The organism is Streptomyces sp. NBC_01244 (assembly GCF_035987325.1).
Classification (GTDB): domain Bacteria; phylum Actinomycetota; class Actinomycetes; order Streptomycetales; family Streptomycetaceae; genus Streptomyces.
Genome location: NZ_CP108488.1, coordinates 2233905 through 2248148 on the forward strand (window position 1 = coordinate 2233905; position 14244 = coordinate 2248148).

The 14244-nt window shown below is 71.9% G+C and carries 14 protein-coding genes; 4 read left to right on the plus strand and 10 right to left on the minus strand.

Annotation, left to right across the window (positions count from 1 at the left end):
• Positions 1–66: 66 nt before the first annotated feature.
• The 3 genes from rplT to infC all read right to left on the minus strand — a co-directional run bounded on the left by rplT (position 67) and on the right by infC (position 1644).
• Positions 67–453 carry a 50S ribosomal protein L20 gene (rplT, locus tag OG247_RS09820; RefSeq protein ID WP_214948116.1) on the minus strand — a complete coding sequence of 129 codons (387 nt, stop codon included), beginning with the start codon at positions 451–453 and terminating at the stop codon, positions 67–69.
• A gap of 103 nt (positions 454–556) precedes the next feature.
• Complete coding sequence (gene rpmI, locus OG247_RS09825) at positions 557–751, minus strand: 50S ribosomal protein L35 (protein ID WP_215021864.1); 195 nt, start codon at positions 749–751, stop codon at positions 557–559.
• A gap of 104 nt (positions 752–855) precedes the next feature.
• On the minus strand, positions 856–1644 hold the full coding sequence (gene infC, locus OG247_RS09830) for a translation initiation factor IF-3 (protein WP_327257403.1): 789 nt from the start codon (positions 1642–1644) through the stop codon (positions 856–858).
• 323 nt (positions 1645–1967) lie between these two features.
• On the opposite strand from infC, the gene OG247_RS09835 reads away from it, so the two are divergent.
• Positions 1968–2339: a DUF1844 domain-containing protein gene (locus OG247_RS09835; RefSeq protein ID WP_327251874.1), complete on the plus strand. Its 372-nt coding sequence runs from the start codon at positions 1968–1970 to the stop codon at positions 2337–2339.
• Between the two features lie 89 nt (positions 2340–2428).
• Here OG247_RS09835 and OG247_RS09840 read toward each other — a convergent pair whose 3' ends face one another.
• From OG247_RS09840 to OG247_RS09850, 3 genes are read right to left on the minus strand one after another with little or no spacing between them, the layout of a single operon-like run.
• Positions 2429–3169 (minus strand): SseB family protein, encoded by a 741-nt coding sequence (locus OG247_RS09840; RefSeq protein ID WP_327251875.1) that lies wholly within the window; start codon positions 3167–3169, stop codon positions 2429–2431.
• A gap of 42 nt (positions 3170–3211) precedes the next feature.
• The gene (gene mycP / locus OG247_RS09845) at positions 3212–4396 is read right to left on the minus strand and encodes a type VII secretion-associated serine protease mycosin (RefSeq protein ID WP_327251876.1); all 1185 of its coding nucleotides are present in this window, start codon (positions 4394–4396) and stop codon (positions 3212–3214) included.
• Positions 4393–5256: a hypothetical protein gene (locus OG247_RS09850; protein WP_327251877.1), complete on the minus strand. Its 864-nt coding sequence runs from the start codon at positions 5254–5256 to the stop codon at positions 4393–4395. The genes mycP and OG247_RS09850 overlap by 4 nt, the downstream gene beginning before the upstream one ends.
• Positions 5257–5511: 255 nt before the next feature.
• On the opposite strand from OG247_RS09850, the gene OG247_RS09855 reads away from it, so the two are divergent.
• The gene (locus tag OG247_RS09855; protein WP_327251878.1) at positions 5512–6714 is read left to right on the plus strand and encodes an amino acid deaminase/aldolase; all 1203 of its coding nucleotides are present in this window, start codon (positions 5512–5514) and stop codon (positions 6712–6714) included.
• Here the strand turns inward: OG247_RS09855 and OG247_RS09860 are convergent.
• From OG247_RS09860 to OG247_RS09875, 4 genes are all read right to left on the minus strand, one after another.
• On the minus strand, positions 6711–8024 hold the full coding sequence (locus tag OG247_RS09860) for an HAD family hydrolase (RefSeq protein ID WP_327251879.1): 1314 nt from the start codon (positions 8022–8024) through the stop codon (positions 6711–6713). The two genes, OG247_RS09855 and OG247_RS09860, sit on opposite strands and share 4 nt — an antisense overlap.
• A 108-nt stretch (positions 8025–8132) precedes the next feature.
• Positions 8133–8927, minus strand: a complete 795-nt coding sequence (locus tag OG247_RS09865) for a 3-oxoacyl-ACP reductase (RefSeq protein WP_243334068.1) — start codon at positions 8925–8927, stop codon at positions 8133–8135.
• Between the two features lie 5 nt (positions 8928–8932).
• Complete coding sequence (locus tag OG247_RS09870; RefSeq protein WP_327251880.1) at positions 8933–10297, minus strand: aldehyde dehydrogenase family protein; 1365 nt, start codon at positions 10295–10297, stop codon at positions 8933–8935.
• 147 nt (positions 10298–10444) lie between these two features.
• Positions 10445–11824 carry a glutamine synthetase family protein gene (locus tag OG247_RS09875; RefSeq protein WP_327251881.1) on the minus strand — a complete coding sequence of 460 codons (1380 nt, stop codon included), beginning with the start codon at positions 11822–11824 and terminating at the stop codon, positions 10445–10447.
• A gap of 77 nt (positions 11825–11901) precedes the next feature.
• Here OG247_RS09875 and OG247_RS09880 point away from each other — a divergent pair, with 77 nt between their 5' ends.
• The gene (locus OG247_RS09880) at positions 11902–12648 is read left to right on the plus strand and encodes a FadR/GntR family transcriptional regulator (RefSeq protein WP_327251882.1); all 747 of its coding nucleotides are present in this window, start codon (positions 11902–11904) and stop codon (positions 12646–12648) included.
• Positions 12649–12767: 119 nt separating this feature from the next.
• On the plus strand, positions 12768–14240 hold the full coding sequence (gene eat / locus OG247_RS09885) for an ethanolamine permease (protein WP_327251883.1): 1473 nt from the start codon (positions 12768–12770) through the stop codon (positions 14238–14240).
• The last annotated feature ends 4 nt before the right edge of the window (positions 14241–14244 follow it).

The following is a 14244-nucleotide window of genomic DNA, read 5'->3' on the forward strand; positions in this document are numbered from 1 at the left end:
CACCGGACCCGCAGGCGCGTGGCCTGCGGGTCCGGGCAAGTTACTGCAGCCTTGAGGGCGTGCTGCTTAGGCAGCGACCTTCGGGGCGTTGACGTCGGCCGGGAGGGCCTTCTGCGCGACCTCGACCAGCGCGGCGAACGCGTTGGCGTCGTTGACGGCCAGCTCGGCGAGGATCTTGCGGTCCACCTCGATGTTGGCGGCGTTCAGACCCTGGATGAGGCGGTTGTACGTCATGCCGTTCTGACGGGCAGCCGCGTTGATGCGCTGGATCCAGAGCCGACGGAAGTCGCCCTTGCGCTTCTTGCGGTCGTTGAAGTTGTAGACCAGGGAGTGGGTGACCTGCTCCTTGGCCTTGCGGTACAGGCGCGAACGCTGACCGCGGTAACCCTTCGCCGCCTCGAGGATTGCCCGACGCTTCTTGTGCGCGTTTACTGCCCGCTTGACGCGTGCCACTGTGTACTCCTTGTAGCGGGGCCGTGGATGACTTCACACGGCCCGAATTCGATGGGGTCCCGGTCTTGACGTGCTCCCGCTCCCGGAAGGGGAGCGGAGGACGTCACTTGCCGAGAAGCTTCTTGATCTTCTTGGCGTCGCCGGGGGCCATCTCCGCGGTGCCGGTCAGGCGGCGGGTGACACGGGACGACTTGTGCTCGAGCAGGTGGCGCTTGCCGGCGCGCTCACGGAGCACCTTGCCGGAGCCGGTGATCTTGAAGCGCTTCTTGGTCCCGGAGTGCGTCTTGTTCTTCGGCATAGCGCCGTTATCTCCTCGTCGGTGGCGCCCCCACCGGCCCTGGTGGGGGCCGGCTCACGGGAGCGTCATGTTGTATCGGTGATCCGAGACGGGCTGCCTCGGAATCAGGCCTGGGCAGAAGCCTCGTCGGAGGCGGCTGCCTCGTCGGTGCCGGCCTCGGCCGCCTCGGCCGCGTCGGTCGCTTCGTCGGAAGCGTCCTCGGCGTCCACGTCCTCGGCTTCGAGTGCGGCGTTCTCCGCCTCGAGCGCGGCGTCGGCGGCCAGGGCCTCGTCACCACTCTCGTCGCTGACCGCAACACCCTGGCGCTCGGCCTTGCGGGCGGCCTGCGCCTCGCGGGCTTCGGCCATCGCCTCGGTCTTCTTCTTGTGCGGACCGAGAACCATGATCATGTTTCGGCCGTCCTGCTTCGGGTTCGACTCGATGAACCCGAGGTCCTCGACGTCCGAAGCCAGACGCTGCAGCAGTCGGTAGCCGAGTTCCGGCCTGGACTGCTCGCGACCGCGGAACATGATCGTGATCTTGACCTTGTCGCCCTGCTTGAGGAACCGAACGACGTGACCCTTCTTGGTGTCATAGTCGTGCGGGTCGATCTTCGGCCGGAGCTTCATTTCCTTGATGACCGTGTGCGCCTGGTTCTTGCGCGCCTCACGGGCCTTCATGGCCGACTCGTACTTGAACTTGCCGTAGTCCATGAGCTTGCAGACCGGCGGGCGTGCGGACGCCGCGACCTCGACCAGGTCGAGGTCGTACTCCTGCGCGAGCTCGAGCGCCTTGGCAAGCGGCACGATGCCGACCTGCTCGCCACTCGGGCCGACGAGTCGTACCTCGGGAACGCGAATCCGGTCGTTGATGCGGGGCTCGGTGCTGATGGATCCTCCTCGGTAGCACCACACGGCTGCCTGGAGGACAGCCGCTGACGTTTTTCCGTCAGACCGACCGCGGCGGAGAATGAAAAAAGCCCCGCCGGGCACAGACGAGGGCTCCAATACAACCGGAGCACCGTCGCGTGCGAACCGCGGGGCGCAAAATCGGGCAGCTTTCCATCGTCCGTACGGAACGATGGATACCACCAGACCGGTGACCCGCCTCCCGTGAGGGCGGCTGGGTGGGAGAATCGGAGCCTCCACTTGTGGGCCGGGCACATAAGTGTCCGGCCGGTCGAAGTACATACTAGCACCCGCGTTGCAAGCCCGCCGCACGGCATATCGTGGGGCACATGACTGACGCGACGCCCTCCGGTTCCCCCACTGACGCTCCCGACTACGACGACCTGACCCGCGACATCGCGGACGTGCCGGCCGTCGAGGTCATCACCACGGTGGCCGTCCACCTGCTCAGCGCGGCGGCGGTCAACCTGGGCCTGGACAAGCCCGACTCCGAGTACAAGGACCTCGACGAGGCCCGCAAGCTGATCACCGCCCTGGCCGGGCTGGTCACCGCGAGCGCCACCGAGATCAGCTCCTTCCACGCCGCCCCGCTGCGCGACGGCCTGAAGTCCCTCCAGCTGGCCTTCCGCGAGGCCTCGCTGGTGCAGGACGAGCCGGGGCAGGGCCCGGGCGAGAAGTTCACGGGTCCCGTGTACGCGTAACTCCGGAACCGGCAGGAAACAGAACGCGAAGGGCGCCTCCCGAGACCGGGAGGCGCCCTTCGCGTTTCGTACTCCTGCCGGTCCCGGGCTCAGCGCGTGAAGAGCGGCTCGCCCGGCGGGACCGGGGCGCCCTCGGGGAGCAGCGCCAGGTCCAGTCCGGCTACGAGGCGTGCGCGCAGGGTCTCGTCGGCCGCCAGCGCCTCGGCCACCCGGCGGGCCGCCGCCGCGGCCTGGGGACCGGCGGCCAGCACGATCGCCAGGGTTCCGTCGGCGTCCGCGCCGCCCGGGCCCAGGTGGGCACCGAGTACGGCAGGCTCGGCGCTCACGACGGCCCGTACGGCCTCGCGCACGGCGGGGTCGGCGAGCGGGCCGGCGTCCGTGCGGCCCTCGGCGAGGGCGAGCAGCGCGGGGCCCGCGAGCTGGTACGGGACCGGCCCGGACAGGTCGAGGACGATGGTGTCGGCCTTCTCGTGCGCGGCGGCGGCCAGCGCCTGGTGCAGCGGCACCGCCACCGGGCGGGCAGCCGGGTCCCACAGGGCCAGCGAGGCGATGGAGGTGAAGGCGGGCAGCGCCCGCCGGTCCCCGGCCCGCAGGGTGGGCACGGCCATGTCGCTGGTCTTCTCGCGCTTGAGTCCGGTCTCGGGGTCGGTCTCGACCTCGCCGAGGACCGCGACGACGGGAACCAGCAGGCGGGCGTCCTTGAGGGCCGCCAGCACCTCCGGCTGCCTGGTTCTGTCCTCGGCCCAGGCGGCCAGGGCCGCGCTCAGCCGGGGGTCGGCGGAGCCGTCGTCGTCGGAGAAACCGGGGTCCGGGATGTTTTTGTTCAACACAGCCTTGTTCAACTCAGCCTTGTCCGCCACAGTCCCCCGAGCCTATCCCGCGTCGGGGTCCCGCCGTCCGGCCCGGGGCCGCCGGGCCAGTACGCCGGCCGCCGCGAGCAGTGCCAGCCCCGCGGCCACGCCCGCCGGCGCTCCGAAGCGGGCCCAGGGCCCGGGGTCGGGCACCGGGTCGGGACCGGGGCCGAAGTAGGGGCTCCCGCCCGCGACGGGTGCGGGCAGCACCGGCTCGGGGGGCATCTCGTCGGCGGCCTGGAGGGCGGCGACCGGGTCCACCAGGCCGAAGCCGCGGGAGTCGTCGCGGCCGCCGGGCGGGGAGCTGGAGGCGGTGTCCTCCAGCAGGTTCTTGATCTGCGCCGGGGACAGGTCGGGGTGGACGGCCTTGACCAGGGCGACGGCGCCCGAGACGAAGGCGGAGGCGGCGCTGGTGCCCCAGCCCTCGTAGTAGGAGCGGTCGGGGTCGGCGATGACCACGCCGACGCCCGGGGCGCTGACGGTCGCGTACCAGCTGCGGGTGGAGAAGGAGGCCTTCTTGTTCTTGCGGTCGACGGCCGTGACGGCGATGACCCCGGGATAGGCCGCCGGGTAGGAGATGCGGTCCCCCGCCTTGCCGCCGTTGCCGGCGGAGGCGACCAGGACCACTCCCTTGGCGAGGGCGTACTGGACGGCTTCGTCCTCGGCGGCCTCGTGGTGGGCGGATCGGCTGTCGTCGCCGAGCGAGAGGTTGATCACGTCGGCGCCGTGGTCGGCGGCCCAGCGGATGCCCTCGGCGAGGGCGCCGCCCTTGCTGTCGCGGGCCTTGTCGCGGCCGGGGTCGCCCTCTTCGAGGATCACCCGGACCGGGAGGATCTTCGCTCGCGGGGCGACGCCGCGGACGCCGCCCAGGCGCTGGGAGCCGTGGCCGTGGCCGGCGATGATCCCGGCCATGGCGGTGCCGTGGCGGGCCCAGGCGCGGTCGCCGCGGACGGCGCCCATGCCGACGAGGTCGGCGCCCTCCAGGACCTGGCCGGCCAGGTCGGGGTGGGTCGGGTCGACCCCGGTGTCGAGGACGGCCACGGTGACCCCTTCGCCCTCGGTGATGCCCCAGGCCTCGTCGGTGCGCAGGGCGGCCAGCCCCCACTGGCGGTCGCGGATGGCGTCGGCGGCGGCCGGCGGCGCGGCGGTGACGGCGAACAGGGCTCCGAGGGCGAGGGCCGCCGGGAACAGGGCGCGGCGGGTCATCGGGCGGCCTCCGGGGTCGCCGTCGGGGCCTGGGACGGCTGCGGGCTCTGCGAGGACGGCGGGTTCTGCGACGGCTCCGCGGCCGGCCGGACCGGCTTGCCCTGCGGGGAGGTCGCGAGGGTGCGCAGGGTGCGTTCCACCAGTTCGCCGATGGCCTTGGCCTCGTGGCCGAGGCCCGCCTGGGCGACGCGTCCGCGGGCGTCCTCGGCCATCTTGTCCTCTGCGGGGCTGGGGGCGTTGAGGCGGCGGCCGTCGGCGAAGGCGGAGACCGTGTAGACGACGACCGGGGCTTCGGCGAGCACGGAGGCGGTCCAGGCGCCGCGGCGGTAGTCGCGGAATCCGTAGCCGGTCGGAGCGGGCAGCCGGCCGCGCAGCGATTCCATGGCGGCGGGGGCCTCGGCGGGGGTGAAGACCATGCCGACGGTGACCAGGGAGCTGCGGGTGGCGTCGGTGTAGGTGGCGCGGAGCACGCGGGTGCACCCGGTCGTGGCGAAGAGGGCCTTCCAGTCGGCGCCGAGCGCCTCGGGGCAGGCGGCGTCGGCGGCCGGGGTGATCCGGGTCCACGTGCGGTCGGCGCCGCCCGGCCCGGCGTCCTGGCCGTCGAGGACGGGCGGGAACAGGGTGTCGACGGGGGTGCTGTGCCAGAGGGACGCGGCCTTGCGGTAGGCCTCGGCGGGGTCCACGGGCCGGTGCGCGGCCTGGTGGTCGGAGACCGCCTTGTAGCCGGCCGCACCGGTGAGACCGAGGCCGAGGAGGCCGCACAGGGCGGCGGCGAGGACCGTTCCCGGGCGCCGCCGTGGCGCTACCGAGACCTGGTCGGGCGTGGTCAGGACCCCGCCGTGCGGTGTGGACGTACTCATCCGGCGGCTCAGCCCCCCGTTCCCGTCGGCTGCTGCCGTCTCCTACTTTACGCGCCCGTCAGCGCCTGAAACGTCGGCCGGGGAGGAGCGACAGTAAACACATCCGAACTGCCGTCTCAATATCCAAAAGGGGCATCGGGAGGTCGAGACCGAGATGTGACCGGAGCGCCCTGCCGTGCCTCTGACCTGGCAGGGCATCCCTCGGCCTCCGTGAACCCCTACCCACGAGTACACCCATCTGGCAGGCTGCCGCCCATGAACTCCCCCGCCGCCGACCGGGCCCGTTACGACCGGGCCACCGCGCATCTCGACGCTCCGCTCGCCCTCGTGGACCTGGAAGCGTTCGACGCCAACGCCGACGATCTCGTGCGTCGCGCCGGCGGGAAGCCGGTCCGGGTGGCGAGCAAGTCCGTACGCTGCCGTGCGCTCCTCGAGCGGGTGCTGGCGCGGCCGGGGTTCGCCGGGATCATGTCCTACACCCTCGCCGAGTCGATCTGGCTGGCCCGCTCGGGCTTCGAGGACGTGCTGCTCGCCTACCCGTCCGCCGACCGGGCCGGCTTCGCCGAGCTCGCCGCCGATCCGAAGCTGGCCGGGGCGGTCACCGTGATGGTCGACGACCTCGCGCAGCTGGAGCTCGTGGACCGGGCCCGCGACGGCGGCGCCCAGGAGATCCGGGTCTGCCTGGAACTGGACACCGCCCTGCACCTCTTCGGCGGCAGGGTGCGCGTCGGCGCCCGCCGCTCCCCGCTGCGCGAGCCCGCCCAGCTGGCCGAGCTGGCCCGCGCGGTGAGCGCCCGGCCCGGCTTCCGGGTGGTCGGTCTGATGGGCTACGAGGGCCACGTGGCCGGGGTCGGCGACGCGCTCGCGGGGCGTCCCCTGAGGTCGCGCGCCATCCGCCTGATGCAGGGCGCGGCCCGCAAGGAGCTGGCCGCCCGCCGGGCCGAGGCCGTACGGGCCGTGCGCGCGGTGGTCCCGGACCTGGAGTTCGTCAACGGCGGCGGCACCGGCAGCGTCCAGCAGACCGCCGCCGAGGACGCGGTCACCGAGATCGCCGCCGGGTCGGGGCTGTACGTACCGCGACTGTTCGACAACTACACCTCGTTCAGCGGCCGCCCGGCGGCGCTCTTCGCCCAGCCCGTGGTCCGCCGGCCCGGGGTCGGGGTGGTCACGGTCCTCGGCGGCGGGTACCCGGCCTCCGGCGCGCCCGGTGCGGACCGGCTGCCGGTGCCGTACCTCCCCGAGGGGCTGCGCTACGACCCGCAGGAGGGGGCCGGCGAGGTGCAGACCCCGCTGCTCGGCAGCCCGGCCGACGATCTGCTGATCGGCGACCGGGTCTGGTTCCGGCACGCGAAGGCCGGTGAACTGTGCGAGCGCTTCGACACCTTGCACCTGGTCCAGGGCGACCGGGTGACGGCCACCGCCCCGACCTACCGGGGCGAGGGCCGCACCTTCCTCTAGACCCGCAGACCCGCCTGGAAGACGGAGTCCGTCTGGTCCGGGACGACACTGGCGTCACCCCGGAGCACGGGCCCCGGGGTGCCGTCACGGCCGGTGAAGCCGGTGGTCGCGCACGGGTACGGCGTGGCCTTCTGCTTCTTGGGCTGGATGAACATCGGGTTCACGATCCACTTGCCGTCGCTGTTGTCGTAGGCCCGGCACATCAGCTCGTTCTTGTTCCGGTTCACGACGAGCCGCAGCACGGTCGCGTCCCGCAGGAACGAGATGTCGGTGTCGGAGTCGCCCGCGGCGAACACCTGGCGGCGGGCGGCCGGCTGGACCCTCTCGGCCGCGGCGCCGCGGACCCCGAAGATCTCCTTGTTGATCCAGCAGCGCTTGCCGTCGATGTACGTGATCATCGTGTCGGCGCCGTCCGCGACGGATCCGCAGCCCTGCAGGTGGGAGGTGAACTTCCCGCCGTACGTGGTGGTGTTGCGGATGCCGATGACGTGCCCGGCGTCGATGCCCACGCCCTCGGCCCACACCTCGACGACCGGCTGCGGCGAGGCCGAGCTGATCCAGACGTCGAAGCCGGCCTTGCGCAGGGCGCCGATGAGCTCCTTCTGCTGGTCGTAGTAGCGCACCCAGCCCGTGGCGGTGGTGGAGCCGACCTGCTGCTTGGCGTCGACCGGGGCGGCGAGGTTCTCGGCCCGCGCGGCGGCCGTGAAGCCGCGGATCTCGCGCGCGGTCCAGCCCTGCATGAGCTGCGGCAGCCAGGCGTAGGCGGGCTCGAAGGTACGGCGGTCCCAGCCGGCGAAGGCGGGGGCGCCCGCGCGGGTGGCGGCGGTGCCGTAGACGGCGTTGATCTCGTCGGCGCAGCCGGCTCCCTCGGGGGTTCCGGTCGGCAGCGGGGCGCCGGGCCGCGCGAGGGCGCCGCAGGCCTCGGCCAGGGCCCGGGCGGCGGCCGGGGTGAGGTGGCGGCTGGTGGCGGCCCAGTCGCCCGCGGCGGGCTGGCGGATCTTGCCGTTGCGCAGCAGCCAGAACATCTGCGCGTCGCCCACGTCGTTCTTGACGACGGTGTTGTCCCAGTCGAAGACGGCGACGGGCTTGTTGCGGTTCGGCCGGTACGGGTTGCACGTCCCGTAGTCGTCGATGAGCTGCTGGAGCCGGGCCTGGTTGTCGCCGTACCAGGCCGCCTTGAGCTGCGGGGTCGTGCAGTGGCCGCCGGGGTGGGCCTGGACGGTGGGGGCGGCGGCCACGAGGGTGCCGGCGGCTATCGCGGCGGCGGCGCCGACGGCCTGGAGCCGCCGCGAGGAGCTGAGTCGGGTCACTGAGGTGGGTTCTCCTGGTTCTTTCACGATCGTCGCGGACGGAGGAGCACGACAGCCGGGCGTCGTGCGACGCCCGGCTGTCGGGTGGGTGGGGGGTGAGGCGACGGCTTAGAGGGGGGTGACGTACGCGCCGGAGATGCCGCCGTCGACCAGGAAGTCGGTGGCGTTGATGAAGGAGGAGTCGTCGCTCGCGAGGAAGGCGACGGCGGCGGCGATCTCGGTGGGCTCGGCGAACCGGCCCAGCGGGATGTGCACGATCCGGCGGGCGGCGCGCTCCGGGTCCTTGGCGAACAGCTCCTGCAGGAGCGGGGTGTTGACGGGCCCCGGGCAGAGCGCGTTGACGCGGATGCCCTCGCGGGCGAACTGCACGCCGAGCTCGCGGGACATGGCGAGCACGCCGCCCTTGGAGGCGGTGTAGGAGATCTGCGAGGTGGCGGCTCCCATCCGGGCCACGAAGGAGGCGGTGTTGATGATGGAGCCCCGGCCCTGGCGCTGCATGTAGGGCAGGGCGGCCTTGCAGCAGAGGTAGACGGAGGTGAGGTTGACGTCCTGGACCCGCTTCCAGGCCTCCAGGCCCGTGGTGAGGATCGAGTCGTCGTCCGGGGGCGAGATGCCGGCGTTGTTGAAGGCGATGTCCACGGAGCCGTAGGTGTCGAAGGCGGTCTTGAACAGCGCCTCGACCTCCTCCGGGCTGGTGACGTCGACCTTGACGAAGGTGCCGCCGACCTCCTCGGCCGCGGCCTTGCCCGCGGTCTCGTCGATGTCGCCGCAGACGACGTTGGCGCCTTCGGAGGCCAGTCGGCGGGCCGTGGCGAGGCCGATGCCGCTGCCGGCTCCGGTGATGACGGCGGTACGGCCGACCAGACGGCGGCAGACGATCTCTTCGGTGGGCTCGATGCTCATGTTCTTCAGGCCTCCGTGCTGATGAAGACGTTCTTGGTCTCGGTGAATGCGGTGAGGGAGTCGGGTCCGAGCTCGCGCCCGAGTCCGGACTGCTTGTAGCCGCCGAAGGGGGTCCAGTAGCGGACGCTGCTGTGGGAGTTGACGGACAGGTTGCCCGCGGCGACGGCGCGCGAGACGCGCAGCGCGCGGCCCACGTCACGGGTCCACAGGGAGCCGGCGAGGCCGTAGTCGGTGGCGTTGGCCAGGCGCACGGCGTCCTCCTCGTCCTCGAAGGGCAGGACGACGGCGACCGGTCCGAAGACCTCCTCGGTGGCCACGGCGGCGGTGGGGTCGACGCCGGTGACGAGGGTCGGGGGGTACCAGAAGCCGGGGCCCTCGGGGGCGGTGCCGCGGACCACGGTGAGGTCGTCGGTGACGTAGGACCGTACGCGGTCCAACTGAGCCCGCGAGATCAGCGGCCCCAGCTGCGTGTTCTCGTCGTACGGGTCCCCGACGACCACCTTCTCGACGGCGGGGACGAGCAGTTCCATGAACCGGTCGTACGCGGAGCGCTGTACGAGGATCCGCGTACGGGCGCAGCAGTCCTGCCCGGTGTTGTCCAGGAAGGACATCGGGGCCGCGGCCGCCGCGGCTTCCAGGTCCGCGTCGGCGAAGACGATGTTGGGGTTCTTGCCGCCGAGTTCGAGGGTGAGGCGCTTCACCCGGTCGGCGCACTTGGCCATGATCCGCTTGCCGGTCCGGGTGGAACCGGTGAACACGATCTTGGCCACTCCGGGGTGCTCGACGAGGGCGTCGCCCGCCACCTCGCCCCGGCCGGGCAGCACCTGGAACAGGTGCTCGGGGAGTCCGGCCTCCAGGGCGAGCTCGGCGAGGCGCAGGGCGGTGAGCGGGGTGGTCTCGGCGGGCTTGAGGATGACCGCGTTGCCGGCGGCCAGCGCCGGGGCCAGGCCCCAGGCGGCGATCGGCATGGGGAAGTTCCACGGCGCGATCACGCCGATGACGCCGAGGGGTTCGAGGAAGGTGACGTCGATGCCGCCGGCGACGGGGATCTGGCGGCCGGAGAGCCGTTCCACTCCCCCGGCGGCGAAGTCGAGCACGTCACGGACGTTGCCGGCTTCCCAGCGGGCGTTGCCGAGGGTGTGGCCCGCTTCCCGGACCTCCAGCTGCGCCAGTTCCTCGATGTGCCCGTCGACGACCGAGGCGAAGCGGCGCAGCAGCCTGGCCCGGTCGCCGGGGGCGGCGGCCGCCCAGGCCCGCTGGGCCGCGGTGGCCCGTACGACGGCGGCGTCGACGTCGTCCCGTGTGGCGGCCGGGACGACGGCGACGAGTTCCTCGGTGGCCGGATTCAAGACTTCCAGCGCATCGGACACGTGGTGGCCTTTCAGACGTTCGGGTGCGGTGGGTGCGGTGGGTCCGGTAGCGCGGTGCCGCGGGACGGCGGGTGCCGGGTGCCGGGCGCCGGGGCGGTCGGGTGCGGGACGGTCGGGTGCGAGACGGTCCCGGCCCCGGCCCCGGGCCTAGAGGCGTTCGAAGGACCGGCGCAGTTCCCAGTCGGTCACGGCGGAGTCGTACGCGTCCAGTTCGACGCGGGCCATGTTCCGGTAGTGGGCGACGACCTCGGGGCCGAAGGCGGCCTTGGCGATCTCGCTGTTCTCCCAGAGCTCGGCGGCCTCGCGCAAGGTGGTGGGAACGTGCGCGAAGTCGGCGGTGTAGGCGTTGCCCGCGCAGGCCTCGGGCAGCTCCAGCCGGTTCTCGATGCCGTAGATCCCGGCGGCGACCAGGCCGGCGACGGCGAGGTACGGATTGACGTCGCCGCCGGGCAGCCGGTTCTCGAAGCGCATGGAGGGGCCGTGGCCGACCACTCGGAGCGCGCAGGTCCGGTTGTCCACGCCCCAGGCGACGGCGGTCGGCGCGAAGGATCCCGGTCGGAAACGCTTGTAGGAGTTGATGTTGGGGGCGTAGAGAAGGGAGAAGTCGCGCAGCGCGGCGAGCTGGCCGGCCAGGAAGTGGCGCATCACGGGTGACATACCGCTGTGGTCGTGCGCGTCCGGGCCCTCGGCGGCCATCGCGCTGCGTCCGTCGGCGTCGTTGAGCGAGAGGTGGATGTGACAGGAGTTGCCCTCGCGCTCGTCGTACTTGGCCATGAAGGTGAGCGAGACGCCCTCCTGGGCGGCGATCTCCTTGGCTCCCGTCTTGTAGACGGAGTGCTGGTCACAGGTGGTCAGCGCCTCGTCGTAGCGGAAGACGATCTCGTGCTGGCCGAGGTTGCACTCGCCCTTCGCCGACTCGACGACCAGACCGGCGGCCTGCATCTCGTTGCGGATGCGGCGCAGCAGGGGTTCGACGCGGCCGGTCCCGAGGATGGAGTAGTCGGTGTTGTACTGGTTGGCGGGGGTCAGACCGCGATAGTCGGAGTTCCAGGCCTGCTCGTAGGTGTCCAGGAAGACCATGAACTCCAGCTCGGTGCCCACCATCGCGGTGTACCCGTGTTCGCCGAGGCGCTCGAGCTGGCGTCGCAGGATCTGCCGGGGCGCGGCGACCACGGGCGTGCCGTCGTTCCAGGCGAGGTCGGCGAGGACGAAGGCGCTGCCCGGGTTCCAGGGGATCCGGCGCAGGGTGGCGAGGTCGGGGTGCATGGCGAAGTCGCCGTAGCCCCGGTCCCAGGAGGACATCTCGAATCCGTCGACGGTGTTCATGTCCGTGTCGACGGCGAGGAGGTAGTTGCAGCCCTCGGTGCCGTGCCGGAGGACCTCGTCGAGGAAGAACTGTGCGGCGAACCGCTTGCCCTGGAGGCGACCCTGCATGTCGGGGAAGGCCAGGACCACTGTGTCGATTTCACCGCTGGCGACGAGGGCGTGGAGCTCCTCGGGCGAAAGCGGCGGCTTGCGGTCTACCACGGGATGATCTCCTTCGGTGAGCCGAGTAGGCCTAAGGTATTGAATAGAACCATTGCTTGGGAAGGGGAGGAGCCCACATGACCGATACGGCGAGCGAAGGCGACGCGGTCGCCCGGCTCAATCCCGTACTGCGACAGGTGCGGGCGGGCAACGGTTTCGAGGAGGCGCTGGAGCAGATCCTCCAGGTGGTCCGACTCGGACTGGTACCGGGCGGGGAACGGCTGCCGCCGGAACGCGAGTTGGCCGAGCGGATGGGAATCAGCCGGGTGACGCTCCGCGAGGTGCTGAAGGTGCTCCAGGACCAGGGCCTGGTGGAGGCCCGGCGCGGGCGGTACGGCGGAACGTTTGTGCTGCACCGCCCCGACACGCCGGCCGGGGGCACCGAGGAGGAGCTGCGGCGCCGGGTCGCGGGCGTGGACATCGAGGACGTCCTGCGCTTCCGCGAGGTCCTGGAGGTGGGGGCGGCCGGCCTGTGCGCCTCCCAGGGGCTGTCGGAGCGGGACACCGACCGGCTGCTCGGCGCGCTGACCGCCACCCACGACGCCCCGCTGCCCGACTACCGCCGCCAGGACACCCTCTTCCACCTCACCCTGTGCGAACTCGCCGGATCCGCCACCCTGACGGCCCAGTACGCGGCCGTCCGGGCCACCGTGAACGACCTGCTGGACTGCATCCCGCTGCTCGTGCGCAACCTGGAGCACTCGCAGCAGCAGCACAGCACGCTGGTGGAGGCGGTGCTGGACCGGGACCCGCGCGCGGCGCGCGAGGTGATGCGGGAGCACTGCTGCGGCACGGCGGCGCTGCTGCGGGGGTTCCTGACCTGATCCGGACCCGCCCCGACCGAGAGGCATTCGTAACCGCTGTTTAACGCAGGGGTCTTGCGCCCGCCACGCCCGAGCAGCAAAGGTACGCCCCACAACCATTGCCCTAGGCAGGAGCGCACATGGCCGACGACACCGGCGCACGGCTGGCAGCCGTGCCCGAACCCACTCAGTCTCCCGAGAACGGCACCGACGGCTACCTGGAGCGCCGCACCCTGCGCCGCGGCAGCGCCGGCTGGCTGCTGCTGACCGGTCTCGGCGTCGCGTACGTGGTCTCCGGCGATTTCTCCGGCTGGAACATCGGCCTCGCCCAGGGCGGTTTCGGCGGCCTCGCCATCGCCACCGTCCTGATGGGCGCGATGTACGCGTGCCTGGTCTACTCCCTCGCCGAGCTGTCGGCGATCCTGCCCACCGCGGGCGGCGGTTACGGCTTCGCCCGCCGGGCCCTCGGCACCTGGGGCGGCTTCCTCACCGGCACCGCGATCCTCATCGAGTACATCCTCGCCCCGGCCGCCATCGCCATCTTCATCGGCGACTACGTGGAGTCCCTCAACCTCTTCGGCCTCACCTCGGGCTGGCCGGTCTACCTCGCCTGCTTCGTGGTCTTCATAGGCATCCACCTGTGGGGCGTGGGCGAGGCCCTGAGCTTCTCCCTCGTCGTCACCGCCATCGCCGTGATCGCGCTGGTCGTCTTCGCCGTCGGCGCCTTCACCCAGTTCGACCCCGCCAACCTCGACAACATCGCCGTCGACACCACCGCCGCCGGAGCGAGCTCCTGGCTGCCGCTGGGCATCCTCGGCATCTGGGCCGCCTTCCCCTTCGGCATGTGGTTCTTCCTCGGGGTCGAGGGCGTGCCGCTGGCCGCCGAGGAGGCCAAGGACCCGGTCCGCTCGGTACCGCGCGCCCTGTCGATCTCCATGGGCATCCTGGTCCTGCTCGCCCTGGTCACCTTCCTCGCCTCCACCGGTGCGCGCGGAGCCGACGCCATCAAGGACGCGGGCAACCCGCTCGTCGTCGCCCTGGAGGGCGACCCCGGCCTCTCCTGGCTGAAGACCTTCGTCAACTACGCCGGCCTGGCCGGGCTGGTGGCCTCCTTCTTCTCCCTCATCTACGCCGGCTCCCGCCAGCTGTTCGCCCTCTCCCGGGCGGGCTACCTCCCGCGCTTCCTGTCCCTGACCTCGAAGCGCAAGGCCCCGTACCTGGGCCTGCTCATCCCCGGCGCCATCGGCTTCGCACTGGCCGCCGCCACCGGCAACGGCCCGCGCATGCTGAACATGGCGGTGTTCGGGGCGACCATCTCCTACGCGCTGATGGCCCTCTCCCACATCGTCCTGCGGCGCCGCGAGCCCGGCCTGGAACGCCCGTACCGCACCCCGGGCGGCATCGCGACCTCCACCGTGGCCTTCGTCCTCGCGCTCTCGGCCCTGGTCGCCACCTTCCTGGTGGACAAGGACGCGGCCTTCATCGCGCTGGCCGTGTACGCCGTCGCCCTCGCCTACTTCGCGTTCTACAGTCGGCACCACCTGGTCGCGTCGGCGCCGGAAGAGGAGTTCGCGGCGCTGGCGGAAGCCGAGGCCGAGCTCTCCCGCGACTGATCAC